The sequence below is a fragment of the Streptomyces sp. NPDC094034 genome (genome assembly GCF_040303865.1).
GTDB lineage: Bacteria > Actinomycetota > Actinomycetes > Streptomycetales > Streptomycetaceae > Streptomyces.
Genome location: NZ_JBEOUD010000034.1, coordinates 1 through 17,793, shown reverse-complemented (window position 1 = coordinate 17,793; position 17,793 = coordinate 1). Strand labels below are relative to the sequence as shown.

Here is a 17,793-nt window from a genome sequence, read left to right as displayed (position 1 = left end):
GAATCCCGGGGGCAATGACGACGTTGGACGGGCGTACGTCGGCCCGGGTGGGGCCCCGATCGATTCCGGTCGACTCGACCCGCACCGAGGTACGCACCCGGACATAATGGGACGACACCGAACCTCCAGGAGGTGCTGTGACAGGCGCTGGTTCCCCCCTTTCGTTGCGCTCCCGGCTGCGCTCGCTGCGACCCGCGGCCTTCGGGGCCGATTCGGCGGGCGAGCGGCTGGAGCGGATCCACCGCTCGCCGAACTTCGCCGACGGGGTGTTCCAGAACCCGGTGGGTGCCAGGACCAGACCGTCCGGCGCTTCGGGACTGGAGTTCGCGAAGATCTACTTCCAGAAGGAGGCGCGCGCCCGGCGCGCGCCGATCGGCACCATCCCCGTGCACTCCACCACCCTCGCGGACCTCGCCGCGCCCCCGGTCTCGGGCCTCCGGCTCACCTGGATGGGGCATTCGAGTGTTCTCGCCGAGATCGACGGCCGGCGCGTGCTCTTCGACCCCGTCTGGGGTGAGCGATGTTCGCCGTTCGCCTTCGCCGGGCCGAAGCGGCTGCACCCCGTGCCCGTGCCGCTCGCCTCCCTCGGTCCCGTCGATGTCGTCGTGATCTCCCACGACCACTACGACCACCTGGATCTGCCCTCGATCCGGGCCCTCGCCTCCACGGACACGGTCTTCGCCGTCCCGCTCGGTGTCGGCGCCCATCTGGAGCGGTGGGGCGTGGCCGCGTCCCGGCTGCGTGAGTTGGACTGGAACGAGTCCACCGAGGTCGCCGGAATCCGGCTGACCGCCACCCCGGCGCGGCACTTCTGCGGTCGGGGTCTGCGCAACCAGCAGCACACCCTCTGGGCCTCCTGGGCCGTGGAAGGTCCCGAGCACCGCGTCTACCACAGCGGGGACACCGGCTACTTCCCCGGATTCCGGGACATCGGAGCCGAGCACGGACCGTTCGACGCGACCATGATCCAGATCGGTGCGTACAGCGAGTACTGGCCCGATATCCATATGACCCCGGCCGAGGGCATGCGTGCCCATCTCGATCTCCAGGGCGGCCGTCCGTCCGGTGTGATGCTGCCGATCCACTGGGGCACGTTCAACCTCGCGCCGCACCCGTGGGCCGAGCCCGGCGAGGGCACGGTCACCGCCGCCGCCGAAGCGGGCGCCGGGATCGCGCTGCCGCGCCCCGGCCAGCCCTTCGAGCCCACCGCGGACGAGGTTCCCGATGCCCCGTGGTGGCGCTCGGTGGCCGCCGTACCGGCCGAGGGCTGGCCCGCCGTGACCGCGCCCGTGACCGCGCCCTCCGCGGCGGGTGCACCGGCGGCGAAGGCGGCGGCGGGCGACACCGCGGGCAGGGGCGACGGCGGGAAGACGGAGGAGACGGCCGAGAGCGCGTCCTCCGCGTAGGCACACGGGGGCATCGGCACACGGACACAGGGGCGTAGGCCACACGGAGCGCAAGCACGCGAGGACGGGGGCGCGGGAACGCGGGGAAGCGGGGACCGGGGCGGGGAGGCTGGGGGCGCGGGCGCGGCGAGGGCCGTCCGCTCAGACCTTTCAGACCTGGACGACGCGTACCCCGCGCTCCTCGAACCGGCGCGCCCACTCCGGTGCGCCGGAGTCCGTGATGAGCGTCCCGATGTCCTCCACCGGACAGATCCGCGCGAACGCTCGGGCCCCCAGCTTGGAGCTGTCCGCCACCACGACCAGAATCCGCGCCCGCTCGGCCAGCAGCGCGTTGATGCTCGCCTCGTGCTCGCTGTGGGCACCGGCACCCGACTCCGTGTCGACGGCGTCAACGCCGATGAACGCGATGTCGAGGCTGACCTCGCCGATGATGTGCCGGGCCAGCGGCCCGACCAGCTCGTACGACTGGGGCATCGCGACCCCGCCCGTCGTCACCACCTTGATGTGCGGGCGAACGGCCAGTTCATGGGCGATGTTGAGCGCGTTCGTGACGATCGTGAGCGCGGGCTCGTCCGCCATCCGCTCCTCGGCGGTTCCCCGCAGCTCACCGCGGGTGGCGAGCGCCCTGGCCACCTCCGAGGTGGTCGTCCCGCCGTTCAGCCCGACCACCATGCCGCGTTCGGTCATCGCCGCCGCGGCACGCGCGATGCGCTCCTTCGCCGCGGCGTGCCGTACCGCCTTGTACCGCAGCGGCAGTTCGTACGCGACGGAGTGTGCCACCGCCCCGCCCCGGGTACGTGTCACCAACTGCTGCTCCGCGAGGTGATCGAGATCACGGCGGATGGTCGCCACGGACACCCCCAGCTCCGCGGCGACGGCCTCGACCTCCAGCTGATGCCGCTCGGTCAGCAGCTCAAGCAAGGTCGTATGCCGCTCATGGCGATTCACCGTAACCCCCTCGATCCCGTGGACTCTTGATCCTATGTGCTCGTGACGTCGACGAGATTGCTTGTTTGTGATTGAAAGAGTCGTCTAACATGCGAAAACAATCATAGGGGCTCGGGATCGCGCGGCTCGAAGTCGTGCGGCTCGGAGTCGTACGACTCAGGGGAGTGGAGACGCACATGACGCATGTGGAGACGGAACTGGCCAGTCAGCCCGAGTGCTGGCGCCGGGCTGCGGCCCTGGCCGAGTCCATGCGCGACAAGCTGCCCGAGACAGGCGAGCGCACGGCTGTCATCGGCTGTGGCACCTCGCTGTTCATGGCCCGCGCCTACGCCGGGCTGCGAGAGGGGGCGGGGCTGGGCGAGACGGACGCGTTCGCCGCTTCCGAGTTCCCCGCCGGCCGCCGCTACGACCGGATCGTGGCGCTGACCCGGTCGGGGACGACCACCGAAGTGCTGTCCCTGCTCGCGGATGTCCGCGGTACCGCTCGTACGACCGCGATCACCGCGGACCCGGAGACGCCGGTACGTACAGCCGCCGACGATCTGGTCGTACTGGACTTCGCCGATGAGCGTTCCGTCGTTCAGACACGCTTCGCCACCACCGCGCTCACGCTGCTCCGCGCGCACCTCGGGCTGCACCCGGACGCGGCGGTCACGGACGCGGAGACGGCCCTCGCGCAGCCGCTGCCCGCGGGCGTGAGCGACTGCACGCAGTTCACCTTCCTCGGCCGGGGCTGGACGGTGGGGCTTGCGGAGGAGGGCGCCCTCAAGATGCGCGAGGCGGCGCTGGCGTGGACCGAGGCGTATCCGGCGATGGAATACCGCCACGGTCCCATCAGCATCACGACCCAGGGGACGGCGACATGGGCGCTCGGGCCGGCCCCCGAGGGGCTGGCGGAGCAGGTGCGGGCCACCGGCGGGCTGTGGGTGGCGGGGACGCTCGACCCACTGGCCGAACTGGTACGGATCCAGCGGCTCGCCCTCGCGCTGGCGGACCGGCGCGGTCTCGACCCGGACAACCCGCGCCATCTCAGCCGCTCCGTGATTCTGTCGCCGTCCTCCTGAGCCGCTTTCCCCCCTTCCCCCCTTCCCCTTTCTCTCCTCTCTCCCCTTTCTCCTCGCCGTCTTTCCGTCCTCGGCCCCTCTCCCGTCTCTCCAGTCCTCGTTGAGGAGTTCGGCCCGGTGCCTCGCGCCGGGCCGAACGTGCATTTCGCGCTGATGTGCGATGCCTCATACCAGAGCGGGATGCTCTGTGGGGAACTTCGTCAACTGCCCACCGCGAAGCAACGCTTGGCGACTACCGTGTGTGCTCGGTGATCAACGGAGGGCGTACGCGGCATGCGCAGGTCCCGCCGCTGCCGCCGGAACCGGAACATCCGCACGAACGCCGCTTCCTGGGGCTCCACGTACCGAGGACACTGATGTCTCAACTTCGCGCACCTGTCGCGCGGCCGGAGCGCCGCGAGGGCGGGCGGCACGGCAGGCCGGGCTCCCGCTCGTTTCCGTCCCCGGCCAGAGCGGACGCGCCGACGCCCCTCGACGCCCGCATACGGCCTCAACTCCTGCGTACCGCGGTCCTTCCCGCGATAGTCGCCGCTCTCTGCGGCGCCGCCGCCGTCGTGCTCGTCCTGCGCTCCACCGCGACGGAACCGACCACCGCGCTCTGGACGGCCCTGTTCGGTATGGCGCTGCTCGCCTTCGCCGCCATCGCGGCGGCGGCCCTCGGCGCGGAACGTACCGCGAAGTCCTTCCTGGACCGCTGTAACGCGATGCGCCGCTCCAACGCGCGCGGGCAGACCGAGCTGCGGGCGGTCGTCGAGCAGCTTCGACGGGGCGAACGGGTGCCCGTACGCCCCGCACCGGCCACGCCCGCCATGTCCGGCGGTGACGAATTCGATCTGCTGGCACAGGAACTGGGCCGCTCCCGGGACGCCGCCGTCGCCGCTGTCGTGCAGGCGTCCCGGCTGTCCAGCAGCGTCGGGGACGAACAGAAGGTGGAGGTCTTCGTCAATCTGGCACGCCGTCTCCAGTCCCTGGTCCACCGGGAGATCCAGCTCCTTGACGAACTGGAGAACGAGGTCGAGGATCCGGAGCTGCTGAAGGGCATCTTCCACGTCGACCATCTCGCGACCCGAATCCGCAGGCACGCCGAGAACCTCGCCGTCCTCGGCGGGGCGATCTCCCGGCGCCAGTGGAGCAGGCCCGTCTCCATGACGGAGGTCCTGCGCTCGGCCATCGCCGAGGTCGAGCAGTACCCGCGGATCAAGCTCGTACCGCCGATCGACGGCACTCTGCGCGGCCATGCCGTGGCCGATGTCATCCATCTGCTGGCCGAACTGGTCGAGAACGCCACGCTCTTCTCCTCCCCGCACACCCAAGTACTGCTCCGGGCACAGCATGTGACGGCGGGGCTGGCCATCGAGGTGGAGGACCGGGGCCTCGGAATGCCGTTCAATGAGCAGAAGAGGATGAACGGCCTGCTCACCGACCCCGACCAGGTCAATGTCGCGCATCTGCTCCAGGACGGGCGGATCGGGCTCTTCGTGGTATCGGCCCTGGCACGCAGGCATGGCATCGCCGTACGCCTCCAGTCCAATATCTACGGGGGGATCCAGGCCGTACTGGTCCTGCCGCAGGCGCTGCTCGGCTCCGACCGGGCGGACGAGCGGAACGGCGAACACCAGACATACGGGACTCAGCCGCAGCCGCGGATGTACGAGGCGCAGCTCCCGTCCCAGCAGCCACCCTCCCAGCAGCTCCCGTCCCAGCAGCCGCCGCCCCACGAACCGCCGCCCCAGCAGCCACCGCTCCAGCAGCCACCGCTCCAGCCCCAGCCGCCGTCCGGGCCGACGCCACCCCAGGGCGCCCCCGCCCCACTGCCCGTACGTGACACAGGCGCCGACCGTCCCACCCCCGCCGCCGCGCGACCCGGCGCCGTCCATCCCGACCGGCGCCGCCCACCCGCCGCACCGGACCCGGCCCGCCCGCGGGTCGAGCCTCTCGGCGACGGCACGATCCACGCCACCGCGAGCCGGCCCCAACTGCCCAAGCGCCGGGGCCAGGAGCACTTGGTCCCGCAATTGCGCGAGGGCCCGCCCGCGCCGCTGCCCGTCCAGGAGTCCGTGCTCCACGACCCGGGGCTGATGGCCGCCTTCCAGCGGGGTATCGGCCTCGCCGAGTCCCAGCCCGCCCGTCAGTCCGTCCCCTCGCCAGATCCGCTGACCGATCCGCTGGTCGACCAATTGACCGACCGATTGACCGACCGATTGACCGACCCGCTGACCGCCCCACTGACCGGTCCTCCGGCGGAACCGCCGGAACCGCAGCGCCACGACACCACCCCCAAGGAGTAGATGCACCATGGCGAGCGATGTACCGACCGGCCATGCCTCCGACCTCGACTGGCTGTTGAGCGGTCTGGTCCAGCGAGTCCCGTACACCCGCAGCGCGGTGCTGCTCTCCTCCGACGGCCTGGTGAGGTCCGTACACGGCCTGGACCCCGACAGCGCCGACCATATGGCGGCGCTCGCCTCCGGCCTCTACTCCCTGGGCCGCAGCGCGGGGGTACGGTTCGGTGACGGCGGGGAGGTCCGCCAGGTCGTCGTGGAACTCGACTCGACCCTGCTCTTCGTCTCCACCGCGGGCTCGGGCACCTGTCTCGCCGTGCTCGCGGGCCGGGAGGCGGACGCCGCCGTCCTCGGGTACGAGATGGCGATGCTGGTCAAGAGCGTACGGCCGTATCTGGTCACCCCGCTCAGGCACGGTGCCGGCTTCTCCCCGAGCGCCGCGGGGCACTGACGGTGCCGCTTCCGACGGACGGGCCGTGGCTCGACGACGCGGCCGGCCGGCTCATCCGCCCGTACGCCGTGAGCGGAGGCCGGACCCGGCCCACCACGGCCCTGGACCTGCTGACGCTGGTCATGTCCACGGGATCGGGACCCCAGACGCATCTCGGGCCGGAGCACGCCCACGCCATGGAGCTCTGCCAGGGCCCGACCTCGGTCGCGGAGGTCGCGGCGCATCTACGGCTCCCCGTGACGGTCACCAAGGTGCTGCTCTCCGATCTCGTGGACTGCGGGGCGATCACCGCGCGACCGCCTCACACCTTCGACCACCCCACCGATCGATTCCTGCTGGAGGCAGTCCTCGATGGTCTACGACGACAGCTCTGACGCCCCCACCGCCCCCACCGTCCCCGCTGCTCCCGTCTTCCCCGCCGCCCCTGCCGAACCCGCCGCCCTTGCCGAACCCGTTGTCCCCGAGCCCTTTCCCACCGCGCTGAAGGTCCTGGTCGCGGGCGGCTTCGGGGTCGGCAAGACGACGTTCGTGGGAGCCGTCAGCGAGATCGCCCCGCTGAGTACGGAGGAGCTGCTGACCCAGGTCAGCGCCGCGACCGACGATCTGACGGGCGTCGAGGCCAAGACATCGACGACGGTCGCCATGGACTTCGGCAGACTGACGCTCGACGAGCGCCATGTGCTGTATCTGTTCGGGACGCCGGGCCAGGAGCGGTTCTGGTTCATGTGGGACGAGCTGTCCCGCGGCGCACTCGGCGCGATCGTACTGGCCGACACCCGGCGGCTGGACCGCTCCTTCTCCGCGGTGGACTTCTTCGAGCAGCGCGGGATCGGATTCGTCGTCGCCGTCAATGAGTTCGACGGCTCGTACCGCTATGAGCCGGAGGAGGTGCGGGCCGCGATCGATCTCAGGCCGGAGGTGCCGATCGTGCTCTGCGACGCGCGCATCGCCAGTTCCGGTATCCAGACGCTGGTCACCCTCGTACAGCATCTGATCACCGCCGTCCCGGCCCCGCCCGCGGCCATCACAGAGTGACGGAGCTACGCGCATGATGTACGACCCGATCGGCCGTCTGCTGCTCACCCCCGTCGACCGGGAGGCGCCCGACCGTGTGATCCGGCTGCGCGGGCTCGGGCTGGGGGAGCACGCCGAGCCCGCCTTCGACGCCATCGCCCAGCAGCTGGCCCAGCTGACGGGCGCTCCCTACGCGATGGTCAACTTCATCGACGAGGAGCGGCAGTTCTTCGCCGGGCTGCACGCTCCGCCGGGCGCGGGGAGGGGGCGGTTCATGGCCCGTGACCACGGCTACTGCCCCTATGTGGTGGTACGGCACAAGGCGCTGGTCCTGGAGGACGTCAGGGACTTCCCCCGGTTCGCGGGGAACGCGCTCGTCGACGAGACCGGCATCCGCTCCTATCTCGGGGCGCCGCTCATCGACCGTACGGGAATGGCGCTCGGCACCGTCTGCGTGGCCGACACCGAGCCGAGGCGTTGGGGGCGGACCGGTCTGGACACCATCAAGTCCTTCGCCGCCGAACTGATGGCGCAGATCCACCGCAGGGAGGACGGACTGATCTGACCACTGCCCCCCGCGCTTCCCTGACGGCATGTCAACACGTCTCCCAGAGGGGGGTGGTGGCGGCGGACGGGGGTCCCGTACTGGCGCGCAGGACGACCTCGCCGCCGACTCGCAGCACCCGCGAGCGCGTACCACGCGGCTCGCGCAGCGCGAGCGAGATCACGCTCTCCCCCATGGCGGTGAGCGGCAGGGCGACGGTGGTGAGCGGCGGAGTCAACTCCCGTACGAGCGGGATGTCGTCGAAGCCGGCGAGCGACAGGTCCTCCGGGACCCGTACGCCCGCCTCCCGGAAAGCGGCGAGCGCGCCCACCGCCATCACGTCCGTCACCGCGAAAACGCAGGTGGGGCGGGGCCGAGCGGGCCCGTTGAGCAGTTCCCTGGCCGCCGAGTAGCCGCCGTCGCGGGTGAACGCGCCCTGTACGACCGCCCCGGGCCGTAGGGTGACCCCGGCCTCGCCGAGCCCTTCCCGGAACCCGGCCAGCCGGTCGGAGACCGTGGTGAGTTCGCGCGGCCCGCTGAGCACCCCGAACTCCCGGTGTCCGAGGGCCAGTAGAGCGCGGGCGAGCGCCGCGGCCCCGGCGCGGTTCTCGGGAAGTACGGCGTCGGCGCGCAGACTTCGATGCCGGCTCACCACGGCGACCCGCCCGCCCGCGCGGACGTAGGGTGTCACCTCGGCGGCCAGCCTCCGTTCCCAGGAAGGGTCCTGGAAGCCCGAACCGATCAGCAGAATGGCCCGGGCGCGCTGGGCGCGGAGCATCGAGACATAGGCGATCTCCCTGGCCGGCTCCCGGAACGTACTGGCGAGCATGACCAGCACGTCCTGTTCGGCCGCCGCCCGCATCACCCCGCCCGCGATCGCCGCGAAGTACGGGTCGCCCACATCGTGGCAGATGAGCCCCACCGTATTGCTGGAGGCGCTGGCGAGCGCCTGGGCATGGGCGTTGGGGATGTAGCCGAGCAGATCCGCGGCCGCTCGCACCCGCTGGCGCAACTCCTCACGGACTCGTGTCGTGCCGTTCAGCGCTCTGGAGGCCGTCGCCAGGGAGACACCCGCGCGGCGGGCGACGGCGTCCAGCGTCACATGGGCCTGTGCTTCCCGTTCACTCAACTCGACCCCCGGGTCGCGGTGGCGGCGGGGCCCGTGGTGGACCCCGAAACTTCGGGACGACCTATTGACCGTACGGACGGGCAGTCATTAGCGTGGCGATCACCTTATCAGAAAGCGCTTTCTGAAAGCGCTTGTAGGCGAACAGCGCACTTATAACTGCCCGGTTTTCCCGAGGAGTTCACAGTGAGCCAGAGCGTCGCGCCGGCCTCAGCGCCGCCGCCGGAACCCGCACCCGCGCCTTCGCCGGACAGCAAGGTGTCCGGGGTCGCCGAACGGAACGGTCCGGGGGTGGGGGAGCGACTGGCCCGTGCCGTCGAGGCCGGCTGGCGGCCCGTCGCCCTGCTGGCGGGCTGCTTCGTCATCTGGTGGATCATCGCGGCGACCGAACTGGTCGAGCCGTATCTCGTCCCCTCGCCCGGCGCGACCCTCGATGTGCTCACGGGCAAGGCCGACTACCTGTGGCAGCACACCTGGGTGACCACCTACGAGACGCTGCTCGGCTTTGTGATCGCGGTGGTGGTCGGGGTACTCGCGGCGGTCGTCATGGTCTACTCCTCGACCGTCGAGAAGACGCTCTACCCCATTCTGCTCTTCGCCCAGGTCGTACCGAAGATCGCCATCGCGCCGCTGTTCGTGGTCTGGCTCGGTTTCGGGATCACACCGAAGATCCTGATCGCCGTCCTCATCGCCTTCTTCCCCGTGGTGATCTCCATGGTCACCGGCTTGAAGGCGGTCGATCCAGAGATGCTCCAACTCTCCGCCACCATGGGCGCGAAGCCCTGGGGGACCTTCGTCAAGATCCGTTTCCCGGCCTCGCTGCCGCATCTCTTCTCCGGTCTCAAGGTCGCGGTGACCCTCGCGGTGACCGGCGCGGTCGTCGGTGAGTTCGTCGGCGCCAACGAGGGGCTCGGCTATGTGATCCTCCAGGCGAACGGCAACCTCGACACCCCGATGCTCTTCGCGGGACTGCTCGTGATGTCGCTGATCGGCGTCGTTCTCTTCGTCCTCGTCGAGATCGCCGAGAAGCTGCTACTGCCCTGGCACGCCAGCCGCCGGGACACCAACGTCACCACCTCGTACTGACCGACTCGATCCCGTTCGGGGAAGGGCCAGCCATGCATGCGCGCAGACTCCTGATCGGCCTCGTACCGCTGCTCCTGGTCGCCACGGCCTGTGGCGAGGACGGCTCGGGGACCACCACCAGCGACTCCGGCAAGAAGCTCGACAAGGTGACACTGACCCTCAACTGGTATCCGTACGGCGAACACGCGCCGTTCTACTACGGCAAGCAGCAGAAGATCTTCGAGAAGCACGGCATCGATCTGACGATCCGGGCGGGCCAGGGCTCGCAGAAGACCGTCCAGGCGACCGCCGCGGGCCAGACCGACTTCGGCTGGGCCGACACCCCCGCCGTACTCAGCGGAGTGGACCAGGGCGTGAAGGTGAAGAGCCTCGGCGTCTTCCTCCAGACCACGCCCTCCTCGGTGCAGTTCTTCGCGAGCGAGAACGTCTCGACCCCCGCCGATCTCAAGGGAAAGACCATCGCGGGTACGGCCGGTGACGCGCTCACCAAGACGTTCCCGATCTTCCTCGAAAAGAACAATCTCAAGGAGTCGGACGTCCGGATCCAGAACACCGATCCCGCGGGCAAGATCGCGGCGGTGATCTCCGGCAAGACGGACGCGCTGCTCGGTTACGCCAGCGACCAGGGCCCGACCATGCAGGACAAGGCCAAGAAGGACGTGTCGTATCTGCGCTTCTCGGAGCACGGACTCAACTTCTACTCCAACGGTCTGATCGCGGGGCAGCAGATCCTCTCGGGCAGGAGCGAGCTGGCCGGACGTATGGTGCGGGCCGTCAGTGAGGCCTGGACGGCCGCGGAGAAGGCGCCGGAGGCGGCTGTGGCGGAGATGGACGGCGCCTCGGAGCAACTGCCGCCCACGAACGTCCTCTTGGAGCAGTTCAAGACGACCGTCACACTGCTGCACACCGACGCGACGCGCGGCAAGGCCCCCGGTGTCAACACCGAGGGCGACTGGCAGCAGACCATCGACGTCTTCTCCGAGGCCGGTCTGGTGAAGAGTCCGAAGGCTGTCGCGGAGTACTGGGACAGCGGCACGGCGCTGAAGGGATGAGGATGGCCAGGGATACGACGCTCCGGAAGCCGGACCTCACCAAGGGCGGCGCCTCGGCGGGAGAGCGGAGCGCGGCGGGAGGGAAGGCGGCGGCGGTCGGCCTTGAGGACGTCGCCGTCCGGTTCCGTACGAAGAAGCGCGATGTCACGGCCCTCCAGGAGGTCTCGCTCGATATCGCGATGGGGGAGTTCGTCGCCATCGTCGGTCCCTCGGGGTGTGGCAAGTCGACTCTCCTCAAGCTGGTCGCGGGCCTCCTCAAGGCGTCCTCGGGCACCGTCAGGCTCCAGGGCGAGCGGGTCGACGGACCGCGGCACGACATCGGATATGTCTTTCAGCGTGCGGCGCTGCTGGAGTGGCGTACCGCCCGGCGCAATATCCTTCTCCAGGCGGAGATGCGCCGGATGCCCGCGGAACCGGCGCGCCGTCGCGCGGCCGAGCTGATCGAGATGACCGGTCTCAGCGGTTTCGAGGACGCGTATCCGCATGAGCTGTCGGGCGGGATGCAGCAACGAGTCGCCCTGTGCCGGGCGTTGCTGCACGAGCCGCCCGTGCTGCTGATGGACGAGCCGTTCGGCGCGCTCGACGCCCTCACCCGCGAACAGATGAACATGGAGCTGAACCGCATCTGGCGGGAGACGGGCACCACCGTGCTGCTGGTCACCCACTCGATCTCGGAGGCGGTCTATCTGGCCGACCGGGTGGTGGTGATGAGTCCGCGCCCCGGCACGATCACCGAGATCATCGACGTGGGTCTGGAGGCGGAGCGCGACTATACGGAGACGCTCGGCCGGCCCGAGTTCCGGGAGGCGACCGGACATATCCGAGGGCTGCTGGGCGCGGCCTCGGCGCAGGACTGACCGAGGCGGCGGAGGCGACCGAGGTGACCCGGGTGACCTGGGTGACCGAGGCGGTGTGTCCCGGATCCGCGATGCCTGTCCCAGATGAGTGAGAGTGATCATGTGGCTCCCGGCCTCCGCTGACGGAGGCCGGGAGCCACTACGGTCGACGAACGCCGTTGCTCAGTACGTCCGTTACGTCCGGTGCGTTCAGTACCGCAGCGCCGACAGATAGCGGTAGCTGGCCAGCGCGCTCGCGAACGGATCGGCCGGCGCGTCGTGCTCCACCAGCCACTGCCGTACGCCCCCGCTGCGCGCCGTGTCGAACATCGCCGCGAAGTCCAGGACACCCGAGCCGACGTCCTCGAAACCGCCGTCGGGGGCCATGTCCTTCACATGCAGCGCGGGGAACCGCCGACGGTCCGTCACGAACAGCCGACGCGGGTCGTCGCCACCCTTCGCGGCCCAGTACACGTCCAGCTCGAAGCCCACCAGCTCCGGGTCGGTCTCCTTGAGCAGGATGCCGTACAGGCTCTCGCCGTCGACGACGTCGTGATCACCGCCGTGATTGTGGAAGAGCACCTTGAGCCCGGACTCCCTGGCGACCCGCCCGGCGGCGTTGAACTGCCGTGCCGCCTCCCGGTATCCGGCCGGGGAGTGCATCCCCGCGGGCAGGCTCGGCACGACCACCCAGGAACCGCCCAGCGTACGGACGTCCTCGATGGCCTGCGGCAGACCACTGCCGGTCACCGTGGTGTAGGCGACATGTTCCAGGACCGCCTTGAGCCGGGTGGCGTCCAGCATCCGCCGGATCTCGGCGGCGCTGTGACCGTGCCGACCGCTGACACCGACCGTCGCGTAGCCGATCTGTGCCAGGCGCTCCAACGTCCCCCGGAAATCCGTCGCGAGCGGGGTGCGCATCGTATAGAGGTGCATACCGATCCCGGACGGCGGGATGCGCCGCCGCCGGCGACCACTGTCGGTGTGGGGGGCGGTGGGGTGGGTGGCCGCCGCCGCGGGGGTGCTCATGCCCAGCGCCGCCAGGCCGACGGCCGCGCCCGCCGTGCCGAGGAACGCTCTTCGGGTGCCGTTCATCGTCGTTCTCTCTCCTCTCAACGTACCTGGATCGGGACCGCGCCGGTCGTGGTGTCGCCCTTGTCGTCGGTGACGGTCAGATGCGCCGTGTACGCGCCCGGCCGTGCGTAGGTGTGGGCAGCGCTCGGCCCTTCCGTACCCGTGACCTTGGTGTTGTCACCGAAGTCCCAGTGGTACGAGGCGATGGTGCGCCCGGCCGCCGGCTTCACGGTGCTGGTGAGCTGGACGGCCAACGGTGTGTTCCCCTCGGCGGGTGTCGCCTTGAGCGACACCTTCGTGGCCGGTTTCTTCTCCACCCCGGGGCCGTTGAAGTGCAGCCAGTCGACCGCGAGCAGATCCGGTTTCTCCGCCGACCAGTCGGGGTTGGTGAAGACGACGTACAGCTTCACCGAGCCGCCGGGGCTCTTCAGTGTGACCGTGGGGGAGATCACATTGCCGAAGCCGCCGGTGTTGGGGATGGTCACCTTCCCCAGCAGCGGTCCGGTCGGCGAGCCGTTGCGGAACTCGATGTCTCCGCCGAGACCGCCCGACGAGGCGCCCACCGTCACCGACTGGATGCCCTTGAGATTCACCGGGTCGAAGGAGATCCAGTCACCGTCCTCGATCTCGGTCACCCGCTTGCCGCCCGAGGAGTCGGCGCGGTCGGCGATCACCGTGCCCTCGTGCGCGCCCCCGGTCGCGGTACGGTGCTCCGCCTCCCGGAAGGTCGTACGGAGCGTCAGCGATGTCGAGCCCGTCAGCGCGGGTACGCCCTCGGCGCCCTTGTCCTCGTACTGCGCGGTGATGCCGTAGTACAGATTCTGCCCGGGACCATGGCTGTCGCCGGCATCGGTGACGATCTCCCCCGCGCAGCCGGTGTAGTTGTCCAGCGGATGCAGATGGCTGTCATGGCCGAGCTGGGACTGTACGACCACCCGCGAGCAGTCGATCCGGCCGCCGGGTCCCGTCTTGCCGTCCTCCCGGTCCGTCACCTTCACGGTGAAGGGGATGGTGTCGCCGAAGCTGAACATTCCGCCGTTCGGGGGCTGTTGGATGGTGACCACCGGTCTGGTGTTGCCGACGGTGATCTCCTGGACGGAGAGTGCGGTGAGCCCGTCGGGCCCGGTGACGGTCAGGCGCGCGGTGAACCGGCCCTTGTCCTGGTAGACATGGGACGGATTCGGCTCCGTGGAGTCGGTGGTCCCGTCGCCGTCGAAGTCCCACGCGTAGGTCACCGGCTTGCCGCCCGGCAGCCCCGATCCCTCGCTGGAGAACGTCACCTTCAACGGCCCGGGGCCGCTGTCCGGGGTCGCCGTGGCCTTGGCGTCGGGCAGCCGGCCGTCGGCGACATAGTCGATACGGTAGATGCCCGAGCCCTCGTTGCTGCCGCCCCGGCCCGTACCGCTGCCGAGCCCGAAGTCGATGACATACAGTGCCCCGTCGGGTCCGAAGTCGGCGTCGAAGGGCTGGTTCCACTTCAGATCGCCGAAGACGCCGTTGATGGAGTGGAGATCGCCCGCCTTCACCGGATCGAAGCGCGGGTCGGTGAAGGTCTGATCCTCCCGCTGGAACGAGAAGGCCTTGAACCAGGTCCTGGTCAGCTCATAGTTGAGCCATTTGCCCTCGAAGTACTCCGGGAACTTCGACGGATAGGTGTTCGCGGGGTCGTAGTCGTAGACGGGACCGCTCATCGGGCCGCCACCGCCCGTGCCGAGTTCGGGGAATTCGGCGGAGGCGGAGTACGCGTACCAGACCGTCGCGGGCTTGGCCGCGGGCAGTTCCCGCAGCCCGGTGTTGTTCGGCGAGTCGTTGACCAACTTGGCGCAGTCGAATTTCGCTCCCGAGGTTCCGGTGGCGAAGTCGTAATCGTTGAACGGGGTGTTGTTGCCGGTGCAGTACGGCCAGCCGTAATTCCCCGCCTCGGTGATCCTGTTGTACTCGACCGTACCCTCGGGTCCCCGGTCGGCCACGGCCTTCCGCGCGTCCGGCCCGTAGTCCCCCATCAGGACCGCGCCGCTCAGCGGGTCGGTGGTGATACGGAACGGATTGCGCATGCCCATCGCGTAGACCTCGGGACGGGTCTTCTCCGTACCCGGGGCGAAGAGATTCCCCTCCGGGATCGAGTAGGTGCCGTCGTCCTCCGGGGTGATCCGCAGGATCTTGCCGCGCAGATCGTTCGTGTTCCCGGCCGTGCCCTGGGCGTCCCAGGCGCGGCGGCCCTCGCGCTCATCGATCGGGGAGAAGCCGTCGGAGGCGAACGGATCGGTGTTGTCGCCGGTCGCGACATACAGATCGCCGTTCTTGTCGAAGGCGATCGAACCGGCCATATGGGAATTGGCCCGGCCCTCACCGCGCAGCGTCGGAACGGTCAACAGCCGCTTCTCGGAGGCGGGATCGACGGTGTTCCCGGTGACCGTGAAACGTGACAGATTGAGCTGTTTCTCGGTCTTGTCGGAGTGGAGCAGATAGAGCCAGTAGTTCGCCGCGAAATCCGGGTCGAGCGCCAGCCCGAGAAGCCCGTCGGACTGGCTCGTCATCTCGGGGGTGTAGGCGAAGTCCAGCGCGGTCGAGACCTGGAGCGAGGTCTGGTCGATCACCTTCAGCTTGCCGGTGCGCTGGATGAAGAAGACCCTGCGGTCGGGGGCGACGGCCAGCTCGAAGGGGTCGGCGAGATCGCTGGTGGCCAGCGCGGTGCGCTGGAAGGCGCCCGTCTTGGTGGCGGTGCAGTCGCCGGGCTTGTTGCCCGCGGCCCACTGGATCCCGCCCAGCAGATGCTTACGGAACGCGTCCTCCTCGAAGGTGGACGAACTGTGCCCGCCGGCGGTGTACCAGGAGCGTCCGCCGTCGTAGTTCTGGCACCACGACCACGGCTGGTCGACGCCCTCGTCCAGCCCGTCGACGCCGTCGTTCACCTTGACCTGGGCGAGCGTGTGCACCTTGCCGGTCGGGTTGGTGCGCCAGTTGTACCACTCCTCCGTGTGTTCCCAGAGCTGAGGAAGGCCCTGGGTGGAGGGGTGGGTCTGGTCCAGTACCTTCACCCGGCCGGTCTGGATGGCGGGGTGCTTGTCGAAGATCGCGCCGACCAGCCCCTCGTACCAGTCCCAGTCGCGTTCACTGGCGGACGCGGAGTGCAGACCGACCCAGCCACCGCCCGCTCGTACGAAGCCCTGGAGGGCGGAGCGCTGGTCGGCATCGAGCAGATCGCCGCTCTCCGGGGTGGAGTTGGTGTTGTTGAAGACGATCGCCTGGAAGCGGGCGAGATTGTCCGTGGTGAAGGCCGCTGCGTCGTCGGTGGCCTCCACCTCGAATCCGTTCTCACTGCCGAGCTGCTCAATTGTCCGGATGCCGGCCGGGATCGAGTCATGCACGGAGTTGGTGGTCTTGGAGAAGACCAGAACGCGGAACGGAGCCGCGTCGGCGAGGGGTGGCGCGGCCATCCCGAGGCCGAGGACGAGCGCCAGTAGCGCGACGATGACGAGGAAGGGCGAGAGGGGGAAGTGGAACGGCGATGGGGACGGTGACGGAGATCTGACGGATGACGTTCTCATGGGCGCTCCCGGTGCTGGTGAGCCGAGCTGCGGGTTAGAAAGCGCTTTCTGGAGTACGTCGCACAGCGTAGGTTCACCTGTTACAGGGGGTCAATGGGTCGGAAGGGCCCTCTGTGATATGGGAGTTGGCGCCGCTCCTCGGCGGGTTCCGTCCGGACATACGGCCGACCCGCCCCGGCGATCGCCCGGGCGGGTCGGTGATGCGGTGATGCGGTGATGCGGTGATGCGTGGGTTCCGTGGGCGCGGGCGTCGTCAGGCCGCGTCCAGCTCCGCCACCTCGGCGGCGGTCAGTACGAGGTCGGCCGCCCCGACCGAGTCGATGATGGTCTCCGGACGGCTGGAGCCCGGGATCGGCAGCACCGTGGGCGACTTGGCCAGCATCCAGGCCAGGCACACCCGCTGCGGGCTCACGCCGTGTGCCTCCGCGATCCGGGCGAACGGCGCGTACGAGGAGCCGAGTTCACCCGCGTGCTTGATTCCGCCGAACGGGCTCCACGGCAGAAACGCGATGCCCAGCTCCGCGCAGAGTTCGAGCTCGGGCTCGCTGGAACGGAAAGCCGGGGAGAACTGGTTCTGCACCGAGGCCAGCCGCCCGCCGAGGACCTCATTGGCCGACCGGATCTGATCCGGGTCGGCGTTGGAGATACCGGCCCGCAGGATCTTGCCCTCGTCGAGCAGATCACGCAGTGCGCCGACGGACTCCTCGTAGGGAACCTTCGGGTCGGGACGGTGGAACTGGTAGAGCCCGATCGCCTCCACACCGAGCCGGCCGAGCGACGCCTCACAGGCGGCTCTGAGGTGCTCGGGGGAGCCGTCCAGCGTCCAGGAGCCGTCGCCGGGACGCACATGGCCGCCCTTGGTCGCCACCAGTACCTCGGCCCCCCGGCTGTGGGAGGCCAGCGCCTTGGCGATCAGGGACTCGTTGTGACCGGCGTCGTTGGCGTCCCGATGGTAGGCGTCCGCCGTGTCGATCAGTGTCACCCCGGCGTCCAGCGCCGCGTGGATGGTGGCGATGGAGCGGGCCTCGTCGGGCCGTCCCTCGATCGACATCGGCATACCGCCCAGACCGATCGCACTGACCTCGACGGTCCCGATGCGGCGAGTCTTCATGGTGGGGAACACCCTTCCTGCTGCGATGCCCGCCAGGCCCGGCGGACTCTCCCCAGCTTTGTCCTCGGCCCGTGAGACGTCCAATAGAAGAAACCGAACGCATTGAGTGAGGTGGCTTCTCAATCGAGCCCGCCCGCCATGCGGGCCCGTGCGATGAGGTCCTGTCCGGTCGATCTTCGCGGGCCCGCGACGCCTGGCACCGCACCTCGCCGCGTTGTCGGAGTCGCCCAAGTACGTCCAGTACATGGGCG

At 69.5% G+C, this 17,793-nt stretch carries 15 protein-coding genes; 10 read left to right on the top strand and 5 right to left on the bottom strand.

Features of this window, described 5'->3' with window-relative positions:
- Nucleotides 1–137: 137 nt before the first annotated feature.
- The gene (locus ABTZ59_RS26380) at nucleotides 138–1,406 is read left to right on the top strand and encodes an MBL fold metallo-hydrolase (RefSeq protein WP_351417239.1); all 1,269 of its coding nucleotides are present in this window, start codon (nucleotides 138–140) and stop codon (nucleotides 1,404–1,406) included.
- A gap of 150 nt (nucleotides 1,407–1,556) precedes the next feature.
- Here ABTZ59_RS26380 and ABTZ59_RS26375 read toward each other — a convergent pair whose 3' ends face one another.
- Complete coding sequence (locus ABTZ59_RS26375) at nucleotides 1,557–2,354, bottom strand: DeoR/GlpR family DNA-binding transcription regulator (RefSeq protein WP_351417235.1); 798 nt, start codon at nucleotides 2,352–2,354, stop codon at nucleotides 1,557–1,559.
- Nucleotides 2,355–2,530: 176 nt separating this feature from the next.
- Between ABTZ59_RS26375 and ABTZ59_RS26370 the strand changes: the two genes are divergently transcribed.
- From ABTZ59_RS26370 to ABTZ59_RS26345, 6 genes are all read left to right on the top strand, one after another.
- On the top strand, nucleotides 2,531–3,418 hold the full coding sequence (locus tag ABTZ59_RS26370; protein WP_351417231.1) for an SIS domain-containing protein: 888 nt from the start codon (nucleotides 2,531–2,533) through the stop codon (nucleotides 3,416–3,418).
- Nucleotides 3,419–3,774: 356 nt separating this feature from the next.
- Nucleotides 3,775–5,706 carry a sensor histidine kinase gene (locus ABTZ59_RS26365; protein ID WP_351417226.1) on the top strand — a complete coding sequence of 644 codons (1,932 nt, stop codon included), beginning with the start codon at nucleotides 3,775–3,777 and terminating at the stop codon, nucleotides 5,704–5,706.
- 7 nt (nucleotides 5,707–5,713) lie between these two features.
- Nucleotides 5,714–6,151 (top strand): roadblock/LC7 domain-containing protein, encoded by a 438-nt coding sequence (locus ABTZ59_RS26360; protein ID WP_249947412.1) that lies wholly within the window; start codon nucleotides 5,714–5,716, stop codon nucleotides 6,149–6,151.
- A 2-nt stretch (nucleotides 6,152–6,153) separates the two neighbouring features.
- Nucleotides 6,154–6,525 (top strand): DUF742 domain-containing protein, encoded by a 372-nt coding sequence (locus ABTZ59_RS26355; protein ID WP_351417217.1) that lies wholly within the window; start codon nucleotides 6,154–6,156, stop codon nucleotides 6,523–6,525.
- A complete protein-coding gene (locus tag ABTZ59_RS26350; protein WP_351417213.1) occupies nucleotides 6,503–7,186 on the top strand; it encodes a GTP-binding protein in 684 nt (227 codons plus the stop codon). Before ABTZ59_RS26355 ends, ABTZ59_RS26350 begins: the two co-directional genes overlap by 23 nt.
- A gap of 13 nt (nucleotides 7,187–7,199) precedes the next feature.
- Nucleotides 7,200–7,730 carry a GAF domain-containing protein gene (locus ABTZ59_RS26345; protein ID WP_351417208.1) on the top strand — a complete coding sequence of 177 codons (531 nt, stop codon included), beginning with the start codon at nucleotides 7,200–7,202 and terminating at the stop codon, nucleotides 7,728–7,730.
- A gap of 31 nt (nucleotides 7,731–7,761) precedes the next feature.
- Here the strand turns inward: ABTZ59_RS26345 and ABTZ59_RS26340 are convergent, their stop codons facing one another.
- Nucleotides 7,762–8,811: a LacI family DNA-binding transcriptional regulator gene (locus ABTZ59_RS26340; RefSeq protein ID WP_351417565.1), complete on the bottom strand. Its 1,050-nt coding sequence runs from the start codon at nucleotides 8,809–8,811 to the stop codon at nucleotides 7,762–7,764.
- Nucleotides 8,812–9,093: 282 nt separating this feature from the next.
- Between ABTZ59_RS26340 and ABTZ59_RS26335 the strand changes: the two genes are divergently transcribed.
- Genes ABTZ59_RS26335 through ABTZ59_RS26325 form a run of 3 tightly spaced genes read left to right on the top strand, consistent with a single transcriptional unit; the run spans nucleotide 9,094 to nucleotide 11,830 of the window.
- On the top strand, nucleotides 9,094–9,921 hold the full coding sequence (locus tag ABTZ59_RS26335; RefSeq protein WP_351417559.1) for an ABC transporter permease: 828 nt from the start codon (nucleotides 9,094–9,096) through the stop codon (nucleotides 9,919–9,921).
- A 32-nt stretch (nucleotides 9,922–9,953) separates the two neighbouring features.
- Nucleotides 9,954–10,973, top strand: coding sequence for an ABC transporter substrate-binding protein (locus ABTZ59_RS26330; protein ID WP_351417203.1), 1,020 nt, complete (start codon nucleotides 9,954–9,956; stop codon nucleotides 10,971–10,973).
- Complete coding sequence (locus ABTZ59_RS26325; protein WP_351417196.1) at nucleotides 10,970–11,830, top strand: ABC transporter ATP-binding protein; 861 nt, start codon at nucleotides 10,970–10,972, stop codon at nucleotides 11,828–11,830. The genes ABTZ59_RS26330 and ABTZ59_RS26325 overlap by 4 nt, the downstream gene beginning before the upstream one ends.
- 189 nt (nucleotides 11,831–12,019) lie before the next feature.
- Here ABTZ59_RS26325 and ABTZ59_RS26320 read toward each other — a convergent pair whose 3' ends face one another.
- The 3 genes from ABTZ59_RS26320 to ABTZ59_RS26310 form a co-directional block, all read right to left on the bottom strand.
- Nucleotides 12,020–12,904, bottom strand: coding sequence for a sugar phosphate isomerase/epimerase family protein (locus tag ABTZ59_RS26320; protein ID WP_351417189.1), 885 nt, complete (start codon nucleotides 12,902–12,904; stop codon nucleotides 12,020–12,022).
- 17 nt (nucleotides 12,905–12,921) lie between these two features.
- Nucleotides 12,922–16,431, bottom strand: coding sequence for a ThuA domain-containing protein (locus tag ABTZ59_RS26315; protein WP_351417183.1), 3,510 nt, complete (start codon nucleotides 16,429–16,431; stop codon nucleotides 12,922–12,924).
- Between the two features lie 253 nt (nucleotides 16,432–16,684).
- Nucleotides 16,685–17,542, bottom strand: coding sequence for an aldo/keto reductase (locus ABTZ59_RS26310; RefSeq protein WP_351417176.1), 858 nt, complete (start codon nucleotides 17,540–17,542; stop codon nucleotides 16,685–16,687).
- Nucleotides 17,543–17,793: the final 251 nt, after the last annotated feature.